The sequence below is a fragment of the Actinacidiphila rubida genome (assembly GCF_900110255.1).
GTDB lineage: Bacteria > Actinomycetota > Actinomycetes > Streptomycetales > Streptomycetaceae > Actinacidiphila > Actinacidiphila rubida.
Window position 1 is genome coordinate 242,378 of record NZ_FODD01000007.1, and the last position, 22,533, is coordinate 264,910.

Here is a 22,533-nt window from a genome sequence, read left to right on the forward strand (position 1 = left end):
GGATAACCTCAGGAACGGGTCTTCGGCGGTGCGGTCGAGGCCCTGACCATGAGTTCGGTGGCGATCGTGGCGACACCGCCGGGCGGGGAGGACTGCCGGCCCATGACGAGCCGGCCCGCCCGCGCGCCCGCTTCCTGCAGCGGAATGCGGACGGTGGTCAGCGCGGGCGACGCGTCGACGCTGAACGGCAGGTCGTCGAACCCGGCGACCGAGATGTCGCCGGGAATGTTCAGCCCGCGGTCCCGCAGCGCCGCGCACACGCCGAGCGCGACCGTGTCGTTGGCCGCGACTATGGCCGTCACGTCCGGTTCCCTGCGCAGCAGTTCGAGTGCCGCGTCGTAGCCGGAGGCGCGGTCGTACCCGCCGTGCACCGTCAGCCGCGACGCATCGCCGCCGGCCGTGCCGTCCGCTCCTGCCGCTGTCCGCGGTCCCAGTCCGTAGGCGGCCAGGGCCGCTCGGTGGCCCTCCAACCGGTGCCGGGTGGTGCTGCGCTCGAGGGGGCCGGTCACGCAGCCGATCTTCCGGTGGCCGAGGGAGAGCAGGTGCTCGGTGAGCCGCCGGGCGCCGCCGCGGTTGTCGAAGGCGACCGTCGTCACCCCCGGCGACTCGTCGGGGAACGTCAGTGGCGGCCGCCCGCAGAGCACCACCGCCGTGCCGGACGCCGCGAGCCGGGCCAGTCGCGCGGTGACCGCGGCGGTGTGGGCCTCGTCCTCCACCGCCCCGCCGGTGAGCACCACGCCAGCCGCCCGCTGCCGCTCGAGGAGCGTCAGATAGGTCAGTTCGGCCTCCGGAGAGCCCCCGGTGTTGCAGACCACGGCGAGCTTGCCGCCGGCGGGTCCGGATCCCCCCGCGCCGATCTCGCTCTGGAGGGCGCTGGCGATGAGCCCGAAGAACGGGTCGGCGACGTCGTTGACGAGGACCCCGACCAGGTCGGAGGTGGCGGCCGCGAGGGCGCGGGCCTGACCGTTGACGACGTAGTCCAGTTCTTCCACCGCGCGCTGCACGCGCTCGCGGGTGCTGCCCGCCACCGGGTAGTTGCCGTTGAGGACGCGCGAGACCGTCGCCGAGGACACCCCGGCGCGTGCGGCGACGTCGGCCAGAGTCACTGCCATCGGGGTCGGGTTCCTCTCGTGCTCGCGGCCGCGCCGGTGCGGGTGCCGGTGGTCGTGGTGGTGGTGCGGACGGCTCCCGCTCCCGCGGGCCGCCCCGTGTAGCGGCTCATGCTCTCACTGACGCGCCACGAGCGGGAGCGGTGCCCGCCCCGTTGTGGGGAAGGGCTCATCGCGGGGGTGCACGAGAGGGAAATCAGAGGACGGTGCCGACCGGAGAGCATGAGTACGCGTCGGTAAGCGCTTTCCGCTGCTTATCTCATGATGCCATCTTGTCGCTCCTGCCGCCTGCGGGCTAGCTTTGCCTGAGAAGAAAGCGCTTGCTTCCCGTGGGATGCGCACCCTTCCCCGTGATCGACAGCCGAGGAGAGACCCTGTGACACGCAGAACAGTCCGGATCGCCATGAACGGCGTCACCGGCCGCATGGGATACCGGCAGCATCTGGTGAGGTCGCTGCTCCGGCTGCGCGAGGAGGGCGGCCTCGATCTGGGCGACGGCACCACGCTCTGGCCGGAACCGGTGCTCGTCGGCCGGCGCGAGCACGCGCTGAGGGCGCTCGCCGAGCGCCACGGCCTGGAGCACTGGAGCACCGACCTCGACGCCGTGCTCGCCGACCCGTCGATCGAGATCTACTTCGACGCCCAGGTCACCTCGGCGCGCGAGGAGGCGGTGAAGAAGGCGATCGCCGCGGGCAAGCACGTCTACTGCGAGAAGCCCACGGGCACCACCCTCGCCGGGGCGGTCGAACTCGCCCGCCTCGCCGACGCGGCCGGGATCAAGCACGGCGTGGTCCAGGACAAGTTGTTCCTGCCCGGCCTGCTCAAGTTGCGCCGGCTGGTGGAGGGCGGCTTCTTCGGCCGGATCCTGTCCGTGCGCGGCGAGTTCGGCTACTGGGTGTTCGAGGGCGACTGGCAGAGCGCCCAGCGCCCGTCGTGGAACTACCGTGCCCAGGACGGCGGCGGCATCGTCGTCGACATGTTCCCGCACTGGGAGTACGTGCTGCACGAACTGTTCGGCCGGGTGCGCAGCGTGCAGGCGCTCACCGCCACGCACATCCCGCAGCGCTGGGACGAACAGGGCAAGCCCTACGACGCGACGGCCGACGACGCCGCGTACGGCATCTTCGAACTCGAGGGCGGGGCGATCGCGCAGATCAACTCCTCGTGGGCGGTCCGCGTCAACCGCGACGAACTGGTCGAGTTCCAGGTGGACGGCACCCACGGCTCGGCCGTCGCAGGGCTGCGCAACTGCCGTGTCCAGCACCGCTCGGCCACGCCCAAGCCGGTGTGGAACCCCGACCTGCCCGCCACCGAGGCGTTCCGCTCCCAGTGGCAGGAGGTGCCGGACAACGGCGAGTTCGACAACGGGTTCAAGGCCCAGTGGGAACTGTTCCTGCGCCACGTGGTGCTCGACGCGCCGTGGCGCTGGGACCTGGGCGCCGGCGCCCGGGGAGTGCAGCTCGCCGAACTCGGCCTCAAGTCCGCGGCCGAGGGACGCCGCATCGAGGTCCCGGAGCTGTCGCTGTGAGCATCGTGCTGCCCCAGGACACCGGCGAAACCCGCACCTATGTGCCGAGATCCGAACCCGTCACCTATGTGACGGATCTGCCGCTGCGCAGCCGCGTCGTGTACTCGGCGGCGCATGTCGTGGCCGACCCGCTGCGGACCGCCGCGGACGCCCCGGCCGTCGTCGGCTGGGACGCCACCCTCGCCTTCCGCCGCCACCTGTGGGCACACGGCCTGGGCGTGGCCGAGGCGATGGACACCGCTCAGCGAGGCATGGGCCTGGACTGGGCGGGCGCCGCGGAGCTGATCCGCCGCTCGTCCGCGGAGGCCCGGTCCGTGGGCGGACGCATCGCCTGCGGTGTCGGCACCGACCAGCTCACCGTGCCCGCGGCGACCGCCGACGAGGTGAGGGCGGCGTACGAGGAGCAGCTCGCCGTCGTGGAGGCCGCCGGATCGCAGGCCGTGCTGATGGCCTCCCGCGCGCTGGCGGCCGTGGCCAAGGGTCCCGACGACTACCTGGAGGTGTACGGGCACCTGCTGCGCCAGGCCGCGGAGCCGGTGATCCTCCACTGGCTGGGGCCCATGTTCGACCCCGCCCTCGCCGGCTACTGGGGCAGCGACGACCTCGACGCCGCGACGGAGACGTTCCTCCAGGTCGTCGCCGCGCACCCGGACAAGGTCGACGGCGTGAAGATCTCCCTGCTCGACGCGGGGCGCGAGGTGGCGCTGAGGCGCCGCCTGCCGCAGGGGGTCCGCTGCTACACCGGTGACGACTTCCACTACCCGGAGCTGATCGAGGGCGACGAGCAGGGCTTCAGCCACGCCCTGCTCGGCATCTTCGACCCCCTCGCTCCGGTCGCTGCGGCCGCCGTCAGCACCCTGGACACGGGCGACGCCGCGGGTTTCCGCGGTCTGCTCGACCCCACGGTGGAGCTGTCCCGGCACCTGTTCGGGGCACCGACCCGCTTCTACAAGACCGGTGTGGTCCTCCTCGCCTGGCTGGCCGGCCACCAGGACCACTTCACGATGGTCGGCGGCCTGCAGTCGGCGCGGTCCCTGCCGCACCTGGCGCGGGCCTATGAACTGGCCGACCGCGTCGGGCTGTTTCCCGACCCCGCGCTCGCGGCCTCGCGCATGCGCGGCCTTCTCGCCGTGTACGGGGTGGACGCATGACCGGCATCACGGGCAATGGCCTGGCCCGGTTCAGCCTCAACCAGGAGACCATCCGGCAGTGGCCACTGCCCGCGCTCGCCGACGGGTGCGCTGCCGCCGGTGTCACCCGCGTCGGCCTGTGGCGGGCGCCGGTCCAGGAGTACGGCGTCGAGCGGGCCGCGGCCCTGATGCGTGACAGCGGGCTGAGCGTCACCTCGCTGTGCCGCGGCGGCTTCTTCACGGCCGTGGAGCCCGCGGCGCGCGCGGCGGCGCTGGACGACAACCGGGCGGCCGTCGACGAGGCCGCGGCGCTCGGCGCCCCGACCCTCCTGCTGGTCTCCGGCGGCCTGGCCGACGGTGAGCGCGACCTCGTGCCGGCCCGGCAGCGGGTCGCCGACGCCGTCGCCGAACTCGCGCCCTACGCGGCCGCGCGCGGGGTGCGGCTGGCGATCGAGCCGCTGCACCCGATGTACGCGTCGGACCGCTGCGTCGTCTCCACGCTCGGACAGGCCCTCGACATCGCCGAGCGGTTCCCCGCAGAGCAGGTCGGCGTCGTCGTCGACACCTATCACTTGTGGTGGGACGAGCGGGTCCCGGCCGGGATCGTCCGCGCCGGTGAGGGCGGCCGGATCGCGTGCTTCCAGGTGGCCGACTGGGTCACGCCGCTGCCCGAAGGGGTGCTCGTGGGCCGCGGTCAGCTCGGCGACGGGTGCGTGGACCTGCGCGGATTCCGCGAGCAGGTCGACGCCGCGGGCTATCGCGGCGACATCGAGGTGGAGATCTTCAACGCCGGTCTGTGGGCGCGTGACGGCCGGGAGGTGCTCGCGGAGGTCGTCGACCGCTACCGCCGACACGTGCTCTGAAAGACCTCCGGAAAATTTCCGGTTCCGGCGTACAACCCTTCCCGCCGGTGGCCGGTCGTACATGGCATCAAGGCTCCCGGGAGGGGTTCGGGGAGCTGGAGGGTAAGTACGCCCGAGGGGGGCTTCGGGGGTATGGGGGGAACGCGAAGAGGGGTCCGGCATCGCGCCGGACCCCTCTTCGCGTTCGCAGGCGGGCGTCCGGCCACCGCCCCAGGGGACCCGTCCGGGGCCGCTCCCGGCTGAGGGTCCGCCTCGGCTCGGAGCGGTTGTCCACAGGCCCGCGCTCGGGCCCCGCGGGCTGTCCGCGGCTGACGGTACCTTCGGAACCGACGACCGCCGGAGCCGCGAAGGGAGGCCGGGGATGAGCGAGTCGCCTCACCTGTCGGTGCTCGAAGGCGTCCTGGAACGCATCACGTACGCGAACGAGGACAACGGCTACACCGTCGCGCGTGTGGACACCGGACGCGGCTCGGACGACCTGCTGACGGTCGTCGGCGCACTGCTGGGGGCGCAGCCCGGCGAGTCGCTGCGCATGCACGGCCGCTGGGGGTCGCACCCGCAGTACGGCAAGCAGTTCACCGTCGAGAACTACACCACCGTGCTGCCGGCCACGATCCAGGGCATCCGCCGCTATCTCGGTTCGGGCCTGATCAAGGGCATCGGGCCGCGGATCGCCGAGCGCATCGTCGACCACTTCGGCACCGGGACGCTGGATGTCATCGAGAGCGAGCCGACCCGCCTGGTGGAGGTTCCGGGACTCGGCCCCAAGCGGACGAAGCTGATCGCCGGCGCCTGGGAGGAGCAGAAGGCGATCAAGGAGGTCATGGTCTTCCTGCAGGGTGTGGGCGTGTCGACGTCGATCGCCGTGCGGATCTACAAGACCTACGAGGACGCCTCGATCTCGGTGGTGAAGAACCAGCCCTACCGCCTGGCCGCCGACGTGTGGGGCATCGGTTTCCTGACCGCCGACCGGTTGGCCCAGGCCGTCGGCATCCCGCACGACAGTCCCGAGCGGGTCAAGGCCGGACTGCAGTACGCGCTGTCGCAGGCCACGGACGCCGGCAACTGCTACCTGCCCCAGGAGCAGCTGATCGCCGACGCGGTGAAGCTGCTGCAGGTCGACACCGGACTGGTCATCGACTGCCTCGGGGAGCTCGCCGGCGAGGAGGGTGTCGTCCGCGAGGATGTGCCGTCCCCCGACGGGGACGGGGAGCCGGTCAAGGCCGTGTACCTGGTGCCGTTCCACCGCGCCGAGATCTCCCTGGCGGCGCAGCTGATGCGGTTGCTGCGCGGGCCCGAGGACCGGCTGCCCGCGTTCGCCGACGTGGACTGGGACAAGGCCCTGGCGTGGCTGGCCGGCGCCACCGGCGCCGACCTGGCACCCGAGCAGGAGCAGGCCGTCCGGCTGGCCCTCACGCACAAGGTGGCGGTCCTCACCGGCGGGCCCGGCTGCGGCAAGTCCTACACGGTCCGCTCCGTGGTGGCCCTGGCCCTCGCCAAGAAGGCGAAGGTGGTGCTCGCCGCGCCGACCGGGCGCGCCGCCAAGCGGCTGGCGGAGCTGACCGGGGCCGAGGCGTCCACCGTCCACCGGCTGCTGGAGCTCAAGCCCGGAGGAGACGCCGCCTACGACCGGGACCGGCCGCTGGACGCCGATCTGGTGGTCGTCGACGAGGCGTCCATGCTGGACCTGCTGCTGGCGAACAAGCTGGTCAAGGCGGTGCCGCCCGGCGCCCACCTGCTGTTCGTCGGCGACGTGGACCAGCTTCCCAGCGTCGGCGCCGGCGAGGTCCTGCGCGACCTGCTGGCCGACGGCGGACCCGTCCCCGCCGTGCGCCTGACGAAGATCTTCCGGCAGGCCCAGCAGTCCGGTGTGGTCGCCAACGCGCACCGGATCAACGCGGGGACACCCCCGGTCACCCAGGGCCTGGCCGATTTCTTCCTGTTCGCCGAGGAGGACGCGGAGGAGGCCGCCCGGCTCACCGTCGACGTGGTCGCCCGCCGCATCCCCGCCAGGTTCGGCCTCGACCCGCGGCGCGACGTGCAGGTGCTCGCGCCGATGCACCGCGGTCCGGCCGGCGCGGGCGTACTCAACGGACTCCTCCAGCAGGCCGTCACCCCGGCCCGCCCCGACCTGCCCGAGCGCCGCTTCGGCGGCCGGACCTTCCGCGTCGGCGACAAGGTCACCCAGATCAGGAACAACTACGACAAGGGTGCCAACGGCGTCTTCAACGGGACCGTCGGCGTCGTCACCGCCCTGGACGCCGTCGACCAGAAGCTGACCGTCCGCACCGACGAGGACGAGGAGATCCCGTACGACTTCGACGAACTGGACGAACTGGTGCACGCGTATGCCGTGACCATCCACCGATCACAGGGAAGCGAGTACCCGGCGGTGGTGATCCCCGTCACCACGGGGGCCTGGATGATGCTCCAGCGGAACCTGCTCTACACGGCCGTCACCCGGGCGAAACGGCTGGTCGTCCTGGTCGGCTCCCGCCGCGCGATCGGCCAGGCGGTACGGACGGTCAGCGCCGGAAAGCGCTTCACGGCACTCGACCATCGGCTGTCCCAGGGCGCAAAATAGGCACTCCGTGCCACATTTCGGCCCGATGGCCGACCCCGAGTGCACACCTGAGTGCCAAATGGGGGACAGTGGACGTAGTCAGGGCACCTCGATGAAGAGGCAACACCGTCGGTGAGGGAATGACGTGAGCGACAACTCTGTAGTACTGCGGTACGGGGACAGCGAACACAGCTACCCCGTTGTGGACAGCACCGTCGGCGACAAGGGATTCGACATCGGCAAGCTGCGTGCCGACACGGGTCTCGTCACCCTGGACAGCGGCTACGGCAACACCGCGGCCTACAAGTCCGCGATCACCTTCCTCGACGGCGAGCAGGGCATCCTGCGCTACCGCGGTTACCCGATCGAGCAGGTCGCCGAGCGCGGTACCTTCCTGGAGACCGCGTACCTGCTGATCAACGGCGAACTGCCGACCGTCGACCAGCTGTCCGAGTTCAAGGGCCAGGTCACGCAGCACACCCTGCTGCACGAGGACGTCAAACGGTTCTACGACGGCTTCCCGCGCGACGCGCACCCCATGGCGATGCTGTCGTCCGTGGTCAGCGCGCTGTCGACGTTCTACCAGGACAGCCACAACCCGTTCGACCCGGAGCAGCGCCACCTGTCGACGATCCGGCTGCTCGCCAAGCTGCCGACGATCGCCGCGTACGCGTACAAGAAGTCCGTCGGCCAGCCGGTGGTCTACCCGCGCAACGACCTCGGCTACGTCGAGAACTTCCTGCGCATGACCTTCTCCGTCCCGGCCGAGGAGTACGAGCTCGACCCGGTCGTGGTCAGCGCGCTGGACAAGCTGTTCATCCTCCACGCGGACCACGAGCAGAACTGCTCGACCTCCACCGTCCGCCTGGTCGGGTCGTCGCAGGCGAACCTGTTCGCGTCGATCTCCGCCGGCATCAGCGCCCTGTGGGGTCCGCTGCACGGTGGCGCCAACCAGTCCGTGCTGGAGATGCTGGAGCGCATCCAGGCCGAGGGCGGCGACGTCGACTCGTTCATCACCAAGGTGAAGAACAAGGAAGACGGCGTGAAGCTCATGGGCTTCGGGCACCGCGTCTACAAGAACTTCGACCCCCGGGCGAAGATCATCAAGTCCGCGGCGCACGACGTGCTGTCCGCGCTGGGCAAGTCCGACGAGCTGCTGGACATCGCCCTGAAGCTCGAGGAGCACGCGCTCAGCGACGACTACTTCGTGTCGCGCAAGCTCTACCCGAACGTCGACTTCTACACCGGCCTGATCTACCGCGCGATGGGCTTCCCGACCAGCATGTTCACCGTGCTGTTCGCCATCGGCCGGCTGCCGGGCTGGATCGCCCAGTGGCACGAGATGATCAAGGAGCCCGGTTCCCGGATCGGCCGCCCGCGGCAGATCTACACCGGTGTCGTCGAGCGCGACTACATCCCGGTCGAGGCCCGCTGACCCACGCCTTCCGCCCCCGCAGGCCCTCGCGGCCCGCGGTGGCGCCCGGCGGAACAGCAGAAAAGAAGCGCCCCGCGACGGATCCCCCCACGGGTCCGGCACGGGGCGCTCCCGTATCCCGGCGCGGATCCCCCCACGGGTCCGAACCGGGCGATTGTGGCGGCCGCGCCGAGCCGGGACGAATGGCCGGGAGGGCCGCTCAAAGCTCCCCGGACGTCGCCCCGGCGACGCAACCCGGACCGTCCCCCAAGACGATCCGTACCCGCAGTCTCCCACCGACACAGCCGGGAGTGCGGTGCTCAAGACATAAGACCCACGAACCACCGTAATGGTTACGTTCCAAGCTATGTGATCTACGTCTCCGAAGGGAAGCAGTTTTCGCAGGCTACCCCGCGCGCGGTCGGATCGGGGCGATCCCGTAGCGTGCTGAGTCTCTTCGAGGGGCGGGGCACATGGCAGAGAACGGGACAGCGATCCGCAACATCGTGGTGACGGGCGGTGGTACGGGCATCGGCCTCGCGATCGCGACCCGGTTCGCCGCCGACGGCCACCGCGTCACGATCGTCGGCCGCCGCCGCGAAGTGCTCCGCACCACCGCCGGAGAGCTGCGCGCCCAGCAGGGACTGGACGTGACACCCGTGGTGTGCGACCTGGCCGACCCCGACGACGTGGAGGCGGTCCTGCCCCACCTCCCCGACCGGGTCGACGTCCTGGTGAACAACGCCGGCAGCCGCGAACTGGCGGTCGGGGCCGGCCCGCACGGGGTCCTGGCGCGGTGGCGCGGCGACTTCGAACGCAACGTCCTGACCGCGGTCCTGATCACCGAGTCCCTGCGGGACCGCTTCAGTGAGGACGCCCGCGTGGTCACGGTGACGTCCGTGGCGGCGCTCCGCGGCGGCGGCTCCTACGGCGCGTCCAAGGCCGCCCTGCACGCCTGGAACCACTCGCTGGCCGCCCAGCTCGGCCCCCAGGGCGTGACGTGCAACATCGTCGCCCCGGGCACGGTCGCCGGCACCGAGTTCTTCGGCTCACGTCTCAACGACGCCGAGCTGACCCGCCGGGCCGGGCGGACGCTCGTCGGCCGCGTCGGCAAGCCCGCGGACGTCGCCGCCGCAGTCCTCTTCCTCGCCTCGCCCGAGGCCGGCTTCATCACCGGCGAGATCCTCCAGTGCAACGGCGGGGAACTGCTCGGCCGCTGAGCCCCGAGCGCCAACGGCCGCTCCCCGATGGGGCCTTGGGCCCTTCCCGCCCGCCCTCGGAACTACTCCCGCGGTTGTACGGCGTATGGCACCTCAGGATGACGTTTCCGGGGAATCCCCGGTGAGATCCCTGATCCGCGCCCAACCCGGTTGCCGCCCGCCGTGCACGCTGTCAGCGTGGAAGGAAGGGGCGGGAAGAGGGACGGTGGAATGGACGTTGCACTGAGCGTGTCGTCACTGGACTTCACCTCCGGTCTCGCGGAGCACCTCCGGGGGGGCAACGTCTTCTGGGCATACGCGCTGCTGGCCGCAACGACGGCCCCGCCGCTGGTGCCCAACGCCGTGCTGCTCGTGACCGGCGGGGTCATGGCCGCCGAGGGGCGGCTGGACATCGCGCTCGTCCTTCTCGTGGTCGCCGGCAGTGCCGTCCTGGGCGACCTGCTCATCCACCGCCTGGGCCGCGCGATGAGCGGCCGCGTCGTGGCCCGGATGCACCGCCGCCCCAAGCGGGCCGCGCTGCTGCGCTGGGCGGCCCTGCGGATACAGCGTCACGGCGTGCCCTTCGTGATCGGCGTGCGCTTCCTGCCCAGCGGCCGGGTGATCGGCGGGCTGGCGGCGGGGGTGACGCGCTATCCCGCCCGGCGCTACGCGATCGGAGCGGGCGTGGCCGAGGCCGTCTGGGCCTCCTACTCGGTGGGTGCCGGCTATCTCAGCGGGCGCGCGGCGTCCAACTCCTTCTTCGCTCTGTGCCTCGGTCTGGGCATCTCCCTGCTGGTCGCGGGGATCGGCATGCTCGTGCAGTGGCTGTCCAGGGTCCGGGAGCGGCGCCGCGGTGACGGCGCGGTACGGCCCTCCACCGTGATCGCCGCCTCGCGCGCGGGCGACGACGACGCGGATTCCTTCGCCTGCCCGACCAGCGGTCCCGGTAGCTGAGGCGCGCCCTCCGACGGGACTAGTGCGCCCCGAGTGAGGCTCCGGGGGCCGCCTTCGCCTGCTGCTTGCCCCTGTCCTGCTGCTCCTGGGACTGGTCCCCGCCGCCGGCCTCGGGCACGGCCTCCGTGCCGACGAGCGGCGCGAGGTAGCGGTAGAGCAGGCTTTTCAGCTCCCGCACGTACGGCTCGCGGGCCTCGCCCTCCTGCTGCACGACCAGGTCCAGGCCGGCCTTGAACTGCGTGAAGCACATCTGGGCGACGAGCGCCCGCTCCGCCGGGGACATCGAGGGGCTGCGGACGGCCAGGAGCTCGATCACCGAGTCGACCATCGACCGGTGGAGGACGTCGTGGTCCTCGGCGAGCTTGCCCGGCGTGTCGGGGCCTTTGATGAGGGCCAGGAACACCGGGTTGGACTTGTTGAACTCGATGAACGGGTCGGTCACCGCGTCGATCAGCCGGTCCAGGGGGAGCCGGGCGTTCTCCGGGGTGAAGACCTGCCCGTACGTCGCCTCCATCTCCTGCAGCAGCTGCCCGCTCAGCTCGACGGCGATGGCCTCCTTGTTCGGGAAGAACTGGTACAGCGTGCCCGGCGACACACCCGCCTCACGGGCGATCGCGTTGGTGCTCGACGCCGTGTAGCCGGCCGTGCAGAAGACCGTGGCGGCCGCCTGCAGCAGCTGTGTGATGCGTCGCTCGCCGCGGGCCTGGCGGCGCCGTGGCGCCCTCTCGTCCGCCTCGGACACGTTGACTCCCAGGGAGGATTGACAAACACGAGAGGTCGCTCGCATTCTTGGAATGCGAGCGGTCGTTCGTGTTTGAGTCTAGTTCGTGCAACCGGTCATGTCGTCTATGGGGAGAGGACACTGTGCCATGTCCGAAGTCAACCGCGGGGCAGCCGTCGGAGGCTGGACGCGGGCGGTCACGGCCAGGCCGCGGCTGACGCTGCTGCTGGCCCTGCTGTTCACCGCCCTCGCGGTGGTCGCCGGCCGCGGGGTCGCGGACCGCCTGTCCAGTGGTGGCTGGGAGGCTCCCGACTCGCAGTCCTCGTATGCCACCGCGGCCCTGGCCCGGCACTTCCCCGCCTCCCAGCCCAATCTCGTGTTGCTGGTGGACTCCCGCGGAGCGGGGGCGGATTCACCGGCCGTCGTGGCCCAGGGGCAGGACCTGACGCGCCGGCTTGCCGCCGATCCCGACGTGACCGGGGTGGCCTCCTACTGGGGCACCCACGCGCCCGTGCTGCGCGCCAAGGACGGCCGGACGGCGCTGATCACCGCGAGGCTGCGGGGCGACGACAACGCGGTCGCCAAGGAGGTCAAGCGGATCGCGCCCGCCTACCGCGGAGCGCACGGCCCGGTCACCGTCGCCATCGGCGGCTCCGCGGCGGTCCGCCACGACCTGCAGACCACCATCCAGCAGGACCTCGTGCGCGCGGAGATGATCGCGCTGCCCATCACCCTGGTCCTGCTCGTGATGGTCTTCGGCAGCGCGGTCGCCGCGCTCCTGCCGCTGGGTGTGGGCATCATCGCCATCCTCGGCACCAGTGCCGTGCTGCGCGGCGTCACCGAACTGACCAGCGTCTCGGTCTTCGCGGAGAACCTCACGACCGCCCTCGGGCTCGGCCTCGCCATCGACTACGCGCTGTTCATCGTGCGCCGCTTCCGGGAGGAACTGGCGGCCGGCCTGGCCCCGCGGCCCGCCGTCGGCCGGACCCTGCGGACCGCCGGGCGCACGGTGCTGTTCTCCGCGCTCACGGTGGCCGCCTCGCTGTCGGCGATGCTGGTGTTCCCCCAGTACTTCCTGCGGTCCTTCGCCTACGCCGGCATCGCCGTTGTCCTGCTGGCCGCGGGCGCCGCGCTGATCGTGCTGCCCGCCGCCCTGGCGCTGCTCGGCACCCGGGTCAACGCCCTGGACCTGCGCCGGGTCCTGCGCCGGCGGCGGCAGGCCCCGGAGCCCGGCGCCGGATATGCGCGGGTCGCCCGGCTGGTGATGCGCAGGGCGCCGCTCTTCGCGGTCGGGGCGGTCGCCGGGCTGTTGGTGCTCGGACTGCCCTTCCTCCAGGTGACCTTCGGCACCGCCGACGACCGCCAACTGCCGGCCGCGGCTGAGTCCCACCAGGTGCAGGTTCAGATCCGCCAGGAGTTCCCTGGCAGTCCGGACGGTGCGATCACGGTACTGACCGAAGGTGTCGCGCCCGCCCAACTGTCCGCCTACGAGCGGCGGATCGCCGCCCTGCCCGACGTGGTGCGGGTGGACGGTCCGATCGGGGCCGCCGGCACATCCGCCGCGTACCTCACCGTGCTCCCCAAGGGCGAGGCGGTGGACTCCGGCACCCAGGGCCTCGTGCGGCAGATCCGGGCCGTCCCCGCAGAGTTCAGGGCCTCGGTCACCGGCCAGGCCGCGGTCCTGGTGGACACCAAGGACGCGATCGCCCACAAGCTCCCCTGGGCGGCGGGGATCATCGCCCTGGTGACGCTGCTGCTGGTCTTCCTGCTCACCGGAAGTGTCGTGATCCCGCTGCAGGCCGTCCTGCTCAACGCCCTGAGCCTGACGGCGATGTTCGGCTCCGTGGTGTGGGTCTTCCAGGACGGCCACCTGTCCGGTCTGCTGGGCTTCACCTCCACCGGCAGCATCGAGACGACACTGCCGGTGCTGATGTTCTGCGTGGCCTTCGGCCTCTCCATGGACTACGGCGTGTTCCTGCTCTCCCGGATCAAGGAGGAGTACGACCGGACCGGCGACCACCGCTCGTCGATCGTCTTCGGTCTGCAGCGGACCGGCGGCCTGATCACTGCCGCCGCCGTCATTCTGGCCGTGGTCATGGTGGCCATCGGCACCTCCCGTGTGGCGAACACCAAGATGCTCGGGCTGGGCATCGCCCTGGCGGTCCTCATGGACGCGATGGTCGTCCGTACCCTGCTCGTGCCGGCGGTGATGCGGCTGACGGGCCGTGCCACATGGTGGGCGCCGCCCGCCCTGCGCAGGTTCCATGAACGCTTCGGTATATCGGAGGGCGGCACCCCGGCGCCCGAGGGGGAGACGGCGGAATCGCGCCGCGGGGGACAGCGGGAAGCCGAGCCCGCCGCCAGGAGCTGACGTCCCCTCATCCCTCGTCCCGGCGGCCGCGGTTGCCCGGCCGCCGGGCGCTCCAGGCCCGCACGGTGTCGGCGTACCAGTACGGTTTGCCGCTCTGCACCAGGTCGGGTTCGGGGAGATGCCCGTGCTTGCGGTAGGAGCGAACGGTCTCGACCTGGACGCAGATGTAGTCGGCGATATCCGCATACGACCACAGTGTCCGATCGGTCATGGTGTGCCTCCGTTCGGTGGGGGTTGTCGATCAGCACCCTCACCCGGCCAACGACGGCCGACGGAGTCCGCACGGGCTTGTCGATCTTCTGTGACGGGGAACCCGCGTAACGGTGACAAACGTCGCGAAGGGGTAACGTCGGTGCACCACCTGAGGCGGTTCCCGACGCAGGCCCGGGGTAAGGACCGCGGGGCCCGTCGGACGGCCCGGCCAAACGCCCCTCAGGACACAGTGGTTGAAGCGCTTCACCTCAACTGCAGTGCTCGCTGGACTGCAAGGTCGCTTGCCTCGTAGCGGAACGGAGGATCAGTTCGATCTCTTTCGTCGAAGCGCGTCGCTGGGTAGATTGGGCCGCGTTCGCCTCCTGCCCCGCGTCGGATGGAGCCCGCCATGGCCACGCTCGCCGAGGTCGCCCGGCATGCCGGTGTCTCCGCCAGCACCGTGTCCTACGTCCTCAGCGGCAAGCGGTCGATCTCCGAGGAGACCCGCCAGCGGGTGGAGAGCAGCATCAGGGAACTGGGCTACCACCCCAACGCGGGTGCCAGGGCGCTCGCCAGCAGCCGTTCGCACATCATCGCGCTGATGGTGCCGCTGCGCACGGACATGTACGTGCCCGTGATGATGGAGATCGCCATCGCGGTGGCCACCACGGCGCGCGGCTTCGGCCACGACGTGCTGCTGCTGACCGGTGAGGAGGGCCCGGAAGCGGTCCGACGGGTCGCCGCGAGCGGGCTCGCCGACGCGATGATCGTGATGGACGTGGAGCTGGACGACGAACGGGTGCCGCTGCTGCGGGACTCCGCGCGGCCGTCCGTGCTGATCGGCCTGCCGGCCGACCCGGCCGGACTGACCTGTGTGGACCTCGACTTCACCGCGACCGGCGCGCTGTGCGCCGACCACTTGGCACAGTTCGGGCACCGGGATGTCGCGGTGGTCGGCGAGGCGGCCGCCGTCTACCGCCGGCACACCGGCTTCGCCGAGCGCACCCTCGCGGGGTTGCGCGCGCGGGCCAAGGAGCACGGGATGCGGGTCATCCACCGCCCCTGCCAGGGCAGTTACGAGTCGACCGCCGGGGCGCTGGCGCGGATCTTCGAGGAGCGGCCGGACACCAGCGCGCTGGTGGTGCAGAACGAGGCGGCCGTCGGTCCGATGCTGGCGCTGCTGCGGCAGCAGGGGCGGGCCGTCCCCGAGGACGTGTCGGTCGTGGCGATCTGTCCGGACCAGGTGGCGGTGCAGGCGTCGGTGCAGCTGACGTCGGTGGCACTCCCCGCGCAGGAGATGGGCCGCAAGGCCGTCGAGCTGGTGATGGCGAAGATCGAGGGCGGGGAGGCGGAGCCGCTGACCCTGCTCCCGCCCCAGCTCACCGTCCGCGCCAGCACCGGCCCGGCCCCGGCGGCGGCCTGACGCCTGGCGTTCAGACCACCGCGCCCAGGCCGGCGCGGTCAGGCCTTCGTGCCGGCGACGACGGTGAGGAGGTGGGCGGCGGCCTCCGTCATGGCGTCCCGGGCCGGCCGCAGGTAGCGGCGCGGGTCGACGACCACGGGACTGCCGGCCAGGTGGTCGCGGACCGCGCCGGTGAAGGCGATGTTGAGGGCTGTGCCGATGTTGACCTTGGTCATGCCTGCGCCGACCGCGCGGCGCAGGTGCTCGTCCGGGACGCCCGATGAGCCGTGCAGTACCAGGGGCACCGGCACCGCGTCGCGCAGGCGGGTGATGAGCTCCAGGTCCAGGCTCGCGGTGCGCTCGGTCATCGCATGGGAGCTGCCCACCGCGACGGCCAGCGCGTCCACCCCCGTCGCCGCGGTGAAGGCAGCCGCCTCGGCGGGGTCGGTCCGCACTCCCGGCGCGTGGGCGCCGTCCTTGCCGCCGACCTCGCCCAGTTCCGCCTCCACCCACACGCCCTGGCCGTGCGCCCAGGCGGTGATCCGGGCGGTCGCCGCGACGTTGTCCTCGTAGCCGAGCTTGGAGGCGTCGAACATCACCGAGGAGACGCCCGCGTCCACGCCCGCCCGCAGCAACTGCTCGTCCTCGATGTGGTCCAGGTGCAGGGCGACGGGCACCGAGGCGCCGCGGGCGACGGCGGCCGCGGCGGCGGTGATCGGCTCGATCCGCCCGCCGTGGAACTTCACCGCGTTCTCGCTGATCTGCAGGACGACCGGGAGCCCGGTCCGCTCGGCCGCGGTCGTGATCGCCTCGGCGTGCTCCAGGGTGATGACGTTGAAGGCGGCGATCCCCGTGCCCGACAGGCGGGCGGCGGAGACGAGTTCGGCGGTGGAGGCGGCAGGCATGGACGGTCCTCTGGTCGGACGGATTGCGGCCGATCGCGGCGGGCGGATCGCGGAGGCGCGCCGGGCCGGCGGCCCGCTGGGCGCGGCCGCCGGCCCGGACGGGCGGGCAGAACGGGAAGTACCGGAAGAGCGGGGAGAAGGCGTCAGGCGAGGATGACCGAGCGCGTCAGGTTGCGCGGACGGTCGGGGTCGTAGCCCTTGGCCTCGGCGATCGCCACGGCGAGCCGCTGCGCACGGATCAGGTCGGCGAGCGGGTCGGCGTCGGGGCGGCTCTCCAGTCGCCCGCCGACGGCGGCGATGTTGTCGGCCAGGCCCTCCGGCAGCGGCCCGAAGGACCAGACCGCGCGGCCGGGTCCGGTGATGCTGATCGGGCCGTGCCGGTACTCCATCGCCGGGTACGCCTCGGTCCACGCGCCGGCCGCCTCGCGCATCTTCAGTGCCGCCTCCTGCGCCAGGCCGTACGTCCAGCCCGTGCCGAGGAACGTGAACTGCTCGGCTCCGGTGAGCCCTTCGGGCAGCGCTTCGGCGACGGCCCGCTCCGCGTCGGCGATCGCGGGCGCCAGGTCCTCGCCGAGGTGCGCGCGCAGCAGCGCCAGCACGGTCGTGGCGAACCGGGTCTGCACCACCGACTGCTCGTCGGCGAAGTCCAGCACGACCACCTGGTCGGCGACCTCCATCACCGGGGTCGTCGGGTCCGCGGTGATCGCGGTGACCGGAACGGTGCCGCGCATCCGCCGGCACACGTCGAGCACCTCGGTGGTGGTGCCGGAGCGGGTGATCGCCAGCACCCGGTCGTAGGAGCGGCCGGCGGGGAACTCCGAGGCGGCGAAGGCGTCGGTCTCGCCGTGGCCGCCCTGCTCGCGCAGCGTCGCGTAGGCCTGGGCCATGAACCACGACGTGCCGCAGCCGATGACCGCGACCCGCTCCCCGGCGGCCGGCAACTGCGCCGCCACCGATTCCGCCTGCGGCCCGGAGGGGGCGGTGACGAGCGCGACCGCGCGCTGCCAGCACTGGGGTTGTGTCGCGATCTCGGCGGTGGTCAGGGACGAGGCGGACATCGTGGCTCCTCACATGGGCCTGACAGGAACGCGGCACGGTTCGCCGCGCGCGGATGCTCACGCCAGTGTAGATGAGCGATCCTGCGTGAAAAGAGCCTCGATCAATCAGTTTCGCGCAGCGTGCACGGCGTGCCGACCGGCGATGTCACACGTGGCCGGTTCCTGGCCCTCTCTGGGACATGACCACCGAGATCGAACGCATCGTCACCGCCAACCCACCCGACCGGATCAACTTCACCGAGATGTACGTCACTCACGACGCCTTCCGCCGCGACCTCGACCGCATGACGGCGGCAGCGGCAGCCGGGCGCGCGGCCGCACCGAAGGTCCTGGAGGGCTGGAAGACGTTCACCCGGCAGCTCGAGGTCCACCACACCGTGGAGGACGCCTGGTTGTGGCCCAAGCTCAGGGAGCGGCTGGCCGGCCGCCCCGGGGACCTCCGGCTGCTCGACGAGATGGAGGCCGAACACGCCCTCATCGACCCGCAGCTGGCGGCGATCGACACGGCCCTGGCCACCGGATCGGGTGAGGTGGCCGGCATGGTCGGGGAGTTGCGGGTGGCGCTGGAGGACCACCTGTCCCACGAGGAGGCCGACGCCCTGCCGCTCATCGCGTCGGTGATGACACCCAAGGACTGGGCGGGCTTCCGCGGCGCGATGGCCCGCAGGCAGCGCCTGAGCGGTGCGGCCGAGTGGATCCCGTGGATCATCGACGGGATGCCGCCCGAGGACGCGCGACGCTGGCTGCGGCGCATGCCGCCACCGCTGCGCCTGCTGAACCGGCTGTCGTGGCAGGCCCGCTACCGCGGCCGGGGCCTGTGGGACCACTGACCGCTCAGCAGCCCGCGACCGTGGGCCGTCCGTTCTCGGCGAGGTCGTCGGTGGCGGCCCGGCTCGCCTTGGCCGAGCGCAGCAGGAAGTCGGCGAGCATCACCAGGTCTGGGTCCGAGATCTGCGCGCACACCTCGTCCATGGCGGTGTCGAGGCCGGCGAACATGAACGCCACCTCGGCCTCCTTCTCCTTGACGACCTTGACGAGGATCGACCGGCGGTCGGCGGGGTTGGGGGTGCGGACCACCCAGCCACCGCGCTCCAGCCGGTCGAGGACGCCGGTGAGGGTCGCGGGGTGCATCCCGGCCCTGCGGGCCAGGGCGGTGGGGCCGATCGGGCCGTAGCGGCCGACGAGGTCCAGACACTCCAGATCGGAGTCCCGGAGGTCCAGTTGGGCGCCCACCTGATGGCTGAGCAGGGCCATCTGGACGCTCAGATCCCGCAGGCCGTCCTTGATGCGGCCGGTGAGCCGCGCGCGCCGTCGAAGGGCCGAGGCCGCCGCGTCCTCGTCGAGCGCTGTCGAGTCCATACGCAATGATCCTTGCATCGCTCACCCACCGGGAGGGCCCGGGCCCATCCGCAACCCTCTCACAACCCCATTTGCAACTCGTAGGTCTCCAAGGAACATTCGGAGGCCCACGGTCCGCACGAACGCGAGCCCCCGGGGCGCGAAGGGCTCAACTGCCGGTCGATCTGCCGGTGGCGGGCGCGACCTGCCGGTCGGCCCGCCACCGTCCCTCACCGCCGGTCGCGCCCAACTGCCGCCCGGGCGGAGCCGTGCCGGGGACGAGCGGGCAGGTCAGGCCGCTCGCGGGGTGTCCCGGGGCTCCGCCGGGTCGTCGGCGATCTCGGCGCGGATCGCCGAGCAGGAGCGCGCGATGAGCCGCGAGACGTGCATCTGCGAGATGCCGAGCGTCTCGGCGATCATGCTCTGCGTCATCCCCGCGAAGAACCGCAGATAGAGGATCTGGCGCTCGCGTTCCGGCAGCCGGCACAACGGGGGCTTGACGGCCTCGCGGTCGACGACCGTCTCGATCGCCGGATCGGGCGCGCCGAGCGTCTCGCCGAGGGACAGCGGGCCGACGTCGGACGGGCCCTGCGTCTGCGCGTCCAGGGACAGCGAGGTGAAGCTCTCCAGCGCTTCCAGGCCGTCCGCCGCCTCCTCCTCGGTCATGCCGGCGTGCGCGGCGATCTCGGCCAGCGTCGGTGCGTGCCCGCCCGCCGTCTGCGACAGCTCCTGACGGGACGCGCGTACCCGGGACCGCAGCAGCTGGACGCGGCGCGGGACGTGCACGGACCACATGCAGTCGCGGAAGTGCCGCTTGATCTCGCCGTCGATCGTCGGCACCGCATAGCTCTCGAACGCCGTCCCGCGCGCCGGGTCGTAGCGGCTGACGGCCTTGACCAGGCCCAGGGCCGCCACCTGCTGGAGGTCGTCAAGGGACTCTCCGCGGTTGCGGTAGCGGCCGGCCAGGCGGTGGGCCATCGGCAGCCAGTCCGTGGCGATCTCCTGCCGCAGCCGTTCCTTGTCGCGGCCCTCGGGCAGCTGTGCCAGCCGCCGGAACGCCTCGGCCGTGTCCGGAGCGTCGTCGTGTGGATGGTGCGTGCTGCGGTGCTGCCCACCGTGGCGGGCCCGAGGGGCCGCGCCGGGCGGGCGGGACGGTATGGGGTCGGTTGCGGCCTGCCCCGGGGGTGCGGCTGCTGGACGGGTACGTGCGGCTGACGACATGACTCACCAGCTCCTCGAACACTGCGGGGGTCTCACCGCTGGGCGGGGGCGACGTGCCCGGAGCATCGGGAATTGTGCCCGGTAAATCCCGCTTGTAACCCTTTAGGGCGTATACCTGATATGGCGTACATGGGCGCGATGGTCCTGGGGTACGCCCTGGCATATGCGCCCACGCGGCGGGTTGCCGGACCCCGCCCGCAGCGTCATTCGGTGACGATGACGGCGTCGAGGGTGCGGGGGCCGTGGACGCCTTCGACGCGGTCGAGTTCGATGTCGCTGGTGGCGGAGGGGCCGCTGATGAGGGTGTGGGGGTGGGTGGGGTCGAGGTGGAGGAGTGCCTGGGGGAGCGAGTCGTGGATCTGGTGGGGCGCGTGGATGACGCAGATGTGGTGGTCGGGGATGAGGGTGATGCGGCGGTGGCCCTGGCCGGGGCCCGTGTCGAGGACGATCGTGCCGGTTTCGGCGATGGCCAGGGCGCATCCGGTGACGACACTGTCGGTCGTGTCGAGGTCGTGGTGGGTGAGGTGCGGGTCGTCGGTGCGGATCTCCACGTCGCTGGGAGGGATGGCGGAGAGCCAGTGCGGGGGCAGGTCGGTGGGGGTGATCAGCGTGCGGGAGCCGTGATCGGCCAGGAGCCGGGCGATGAGGGCGGGCAGACCGTCGGGGGTCGTGTGGTGGACGTGGGCGCGGTAGTCGGTGAGGTTGTCGGCGAGCAGCGCGGTGCGCTCCCGGGGAGTGCGGGTGGCGTGGGTGGTGCGGTAGGTGCGGGTGATGGCGTGCTCGTAGGGGGGTTGGTGATCCGCGGGCGGGCCTAGCGCGGTGCGGATGCGGGCGAGGATCTGGTCGCGGCTGGTGGTCATGGAGTGGTGCGGCCGTTCTGGGCGGGGGCGGAGGTGGGGAGCGAGCGGGTTTTCCACCAGGCGCGGAAGGCCGTGGGGGGGAGCGTGGGGAGGTCGCGGGTGGTGGTCCAGGCCTTGCCGGGTCCCGGGAGCCGCCGGGGGTGGAGGCGTCGGGTGGTGGTGGCCAGGCGTTGCGCGGTGCCGAGTGCGGTGGGGTGGGTGAGTGCCCATTGGGCGGTGCGCATGGCGGCGCGTTCCGCGGCGTGGCCCTTCGCGGGTTTGACGGTGACTTTTCGGCCCTGCTGTTGTGCGGATCCGCCTTGGGTGATGCGTTCGCGGAGGTGGATGAGGATGTCGGGGATGTTGATGGCGACGGGGCAGACGTCGTAGCAGGCGCCGCAGAGGGTGGAGGCGTAGGGGAGGGAGGCGTGGAGTGGGGTGGTGGTGCCGTGGAGTTGGGGGGTGAGGATGGCGCCGATGGGGCCGGGGTAGGGGGAGCCGTAGGTGTGGCCGCCGGTGCGTTCGTAGACGGGGCAGACGTTGAGGCAGGCGGAGCAGCGGATGCAGCGGAGGGCTTGGCGTCCGGTGGGGTCGGCGAGGGTGTTGGTGCGGCCGTTGTCGAGGAGGACGAGGTGGAAGTTTTGGGGGCCGTCGTGGGGGGTGGTGCCGGTCCAGGTGGTGGTGTAGGGGTTCATGCGTTCGGCGGTGGAGGAGCGGGGGAGGGTTTGGAGGAAGACTTCGAGGTCTTGCCAGGTGGGGAGGATTTTCTCGATGCCGGCGAGGGTGATGAGGGTGTCGGGCAGGGTCAGGCACATGCGGCCGTTGCCTTCGGATTCCAGGACGACGATGGTGCCGGTTTCGGCGATCATGAAGTTGGCGCCGGAGATGGCGACTTTCGCGCGGAGGAATTTTTCGCGGAGGTGGAGGCGGGCGGCTTCGGCGAGGTCGGCGGGGGTGTCGGTGAGGTTGTCGGGGGCGGGTCGGCCCCAGTGGTGCATGTGGTGGGTGAAGATGTCGCGGATCTGGGCCCGGTTCTTGTGGATGGCGGGGACCAGGATGTGGGAGGGCAGGTCGTCGTCGAGTTGGACGATGAGTTCGGCGAGGTCGGTTTCGACGGCGGTGATGCCGGCTTGTTCCAGGGCGTGGTTGAGGCCGATTTCCTGGGTGGCCATGGATTTGACTTTGACGACTTCGGTGTGGCCGGTGGCGTGGACGAGGTCGGTGATGATGCGGTTGGCGTCGTCGGCGTCGGTGGCCCAGTGGACGGTTCCGCCGGCGGTGGTGACGGCTGCTTCGAGTTGCAGGAGGTAGGTGTCCAGGTGGGCCAGGGTGTGGTCTTTGATCTGTTTTCCGGCTTCGCGCAGGTCGTTCCAGTCGTCGAGTTCGGCGACGGCGGTGGCGCGTTTGGTGCGGATGGTGTGGGTGGCGTGGGTGAGGTTGGCGCGTAGTCGGGTGTCGGCGAGTGCGGCTTTCGCGGCTTGGGGGAAGGCGGGCATGCCCATGAAGGTTCCACCGCTCATGTCCAGGGCTCCTGTTCGGTGGCGGCGAGGATTTCGGCGAGGTGGACCGGTCGTTGGGGGGAGCCTTGGCGGGTGAGCAGGCCGGACAGGTGCATCAGGCAGGAGTTGTCGGCGGCGCACAGGATGTCGGCGCCGGTGGACTGGGCGTGGTGGATCTTGTCGGTGCCCATGGCGGTGGACACGTCGGGGTTCTTGAGGGCGAAGGT

20 protein-coding genes are annotated in these 22,533 nt (G+C 71.5%); 10 read left to right on the forward strand and 10 right to left on the reverse strand.

Annotated features, from left to right (window positions below; genetic code table 11):
* Positions 1 to 8 precede the first annotated feature (8 nt).
* Complete coding sequence (locus BMW99_RS09705) at positions 9 to 1,112, reverse strand: LacI family DNA-binding transcriptional regulator (protein WP_069463735.1); 1,104 nt, start codon at positions 1,110 to 1,112, stop codon at positions 9 to 11.
* Between the two features lie 373 nt (positions 1,113 to 1,485).
* On the opposite strand from BMW99_RS09705, the gene BMW99_RS09710 reads away from it, so the two are divergent.
* From BMW99_RS09710 to BMW99_RS09740, 7 genes are all read left to right on the forward strand, one after another.
* Positions 1,486 to 2,637 (forward strand): Gfo/Idh/MocA family protein, encoded by a 1,152-nt coding sequence (locus BMW99_RS09710; RefSeq protein WP_075016614.1) that lies wholly within the window; start codon positions 1,486 to 1,488, stop codon positions 2,635 to 2,637.
* Positions 2,634 to 3,788, forward strand: coding sequence for a dihydrodipicolinate synthase family protein (locus tag BMW99_RS09715; RefSeq protein WP_075016615.1), 1,155 nt, complete (start codon positions 2,634 to 2,636; stop codon positions 3,786 to 3,788). The genes BMW99_RS09710 and BMW99_RS09715 overlap by 4 nt, the downstream gene beginning before the upstream one ends.
* Complete coding sequence (locus BMW99_RS09720) at positions 3,785 to 4,630, forward strand: sugar phosphate isomerase/epimerase family protein (RefSeq protein ID WP_075016616.1); 846 nt, start codon at positions 3,785 to 3,787, stop codon at positions 4,628 to 4,630. Before BMW99_RS09715 ends, BMW99_RS09720 begins: the two co-directional genes overlap by 4 nt.
* Before the next feature lie 361 nt (positions 4,631 to 4,991).
* Positions 4,992 to 7,214: an SF1B family DNA helicase RecD2 gene (gene recD2 / locus BMW99_RS09725; protein ID WP_069465782.1), complete on the forward strand. Its 2,223-nt coding sequence runs from the start codon at positions 4,992 to 4,994 to the stop codon at positions 7,212 to 7,214.
* Between the two features lie 124 nt (positions 7,215 to 7,338).
* A complete protein-coding gene (locus BMW99_RS09730) occupies positions 7,339 to 8,628 on the forward strand; it encodes a citrate synthase (RefSeq protein WP_069465781.1) in 1,290 nt (429 codons plus the stop codon).
* Positions 8,629 to 9,080: 452 nt separating this feature from the next.
* Positions 9,081 to 9,827 (forward strand): SDR family NAD(P)-dependent oxidoreductase, encoded by a 747-nt coding sequence (locus BMW99_RS09735; protein ID WP_075016617.1) that lies wholly within the window; start codon positions 9,081 to 9,083, stop codon positions 9,825 to 9,827.
* 210 nt (positions 9,828 to 10,037) lie between these two features.
* Entirely contained in the window at positions 10,038 to 10,760 is a 723-nt protein-coding gene (locus BMW99_RS09740; RefSeq protein ID WP_075016618.1) for a DedA family protein, read from the forward strand.
* A gap of 19 nt (positions 10,761 to 10,779) precedes the next feature.
* Here BMW99_RS09740 and BMW99_RS09745 read toward each other — a convergent pair whose 3' ends face one another.
* Entirely contained in the window at positions 10,780 to 11,502 is a 723-nt protein-coding gene (locus BMW99_RS09745) for a TetR/AcrR family transcriptional regulator (protein ID WP_069464599.1), read from the reverse strand.
* 127 nt (positions 11,503 to 11,629) lie between these two features.
* Between BMW99_RS09745 and BMW99_RS09750 the strand changes: the two genes are divergently transcribed.
* Entirely contained in the window at positions 11,630 to 13,852 is a 2,223-nt protein-coding gene (locus BMW99_RS09750) for an MMPL family transporter (RefSeq protein WP_069464598.1), read from the forward strand.
* Positions 13,853 to 13,859: 7 nt separating this feature from the next.
* Here BMW99_RS09750 and BMW99_RS09755 read toward each other — a convergent pair whose 3' ends face one another.
* Positions 13,860 to 14,063, reverse strand: a complete 204-nt coding sequence (locus tag BMW99_RS09755; protein WP_069464597.1) for a MarR family transcriptional regulator — start codon at positions 14,061 to 14,063, stop codon at positions 13,860 to 13,862.
* Between the two features lie 390 nt (positions 14,064 to 14,453).
* On the opposite strand from BMW99_RS09755, the gene BMW99_RS09760 reads away from it, so the two are divergent.
* Positions 14,454 to 15,467, forward strand: a complete 1,014-nt coding sequence (locus tag BMW99_RS09760; protein ID WP_069464596.1) for a LacI family DNA-binding transcriptional regulator — start codon at positions 14,454 to 14,456, stop codon at positions 15,465 to 15,467.
* Between the two features lie 38 nt (positions 15,468 to 15,505).
* On the opposite strand, the gene BMW99_RS09765 is transcribed toward BMW99_RS09760, so the two are convergent.
* Together BMW99_RS09765 and BMW99_RS09770 are read right to left on the reverse strand one after the other, a co-directional pair.
* Positions 15,506 to 16,351 (reverse strand): class II fructose-bisphosphate aldolase, encoded by an 846-nt coding sequence (locus BMW99_RS09765; protein WP_069464595.1) that lies wholly within the window; start codon positions 16,349 to 16,351, stop codon positions 15,506 to 15,508.
* Positions 16,352 to 16,494: 143 nt separating this feature from the next.
* The gene (locus BMW99_RS09770) at positions 16,495 to 17,409 is read right to left on the reverse strand and encodes an SIS domain-containing protein (RefSeq protein WP_069464594.1); all 915 of its coding nucleotides are present in this window, start codon (positions 17,407 to 17,409) and stop codon (positions 16,495 to 16,497) included.
* 179 nt (positions 17,410 to 17,588) lie between these two features.
* Between BMW99_RS09770 and BMW99_RS09775 the strand changes: the two genes are divergently transcribed.
* Complete coding sequence (locus BMW99_RS09775) at positions 17,589 to 18,239, forward strand: hemerythrin domain-containing protein (protein WP_069464593.1); 651 nt, start codon at positions 17,589 to 17,591, stop codon at positions 18,237 to 18,239.
* A gap of 4 nt (positions 18,240 to 18,243) precedes the next feature.
* Here BMW99_RS09775 and BMW99_RS09780 read toward each other — a convergent pair whose 3' ends face one another.
* The 5 genes from BMW99_RS09780 to BMW99_RS09800 all read right to left on the reverse strand — a co-directional run.
* Entirely contained in the window at positions 18,244 to 18,768 is a 525-nt protein-coding gene (locus BMW99_RS09780) for a MarR family winged helix-turn-helix transcriptional regulator (RefSeq protein WP_069464592.1), read from the reverse strand.
* Between the two features lie 270 nt (positions 18,769 to 19,038).
* Complete coding sequence (locus tag BMW99_RS09785; protein WP_079138589.1) at positions 19,039 to 19,968, reverse strand: SigB/SigF/SigG family RNA polymerase sigma factor; 930 nt, start codon at positions 19,966 to 19,968, stop codon at positions 19,039 to 19,041.
* Between the two features lie 203 nt (positions 19,969 to 20,171).
* Positions 20,172 to 20,828, reverse strand: a complete 657-nt coding sequence (locus tag BMW99_RS09790) for a LutC/YkgG family protein (protein WP_075016619.1) — start codon at positions 20,826 to 20,828, stop codon at positions 20,172 to 20,174.
* Positions 20,825 to 22,327 (reverse strand): lactate utilization protein B, encoded by a 1,503-nt coding sequence (locus BMW99_RS09795; protein ID WP_245791322.1) that lies wholly within the window; start codon positions 22,325 to 22,327, stop codon positions 20,825 to 20,827. Before BMW99_RS09795 ends, BMW99_RS09790 begins: the two co-directional genes overlap by 4 nt.
* A partial coding sequence (locus BMW99_RS09800) for a heterodisulfide reductase-related iron-sulfur binding cluster (RefSeq protein WP_141726127.1) occupies positions 22,324 to 22,533 on the reverse strand: 210 nt, incomplete at its 5' end. The genes BMW99_RS09800 and BMW99_RS09795, both read right to left, overlap by 4 nt.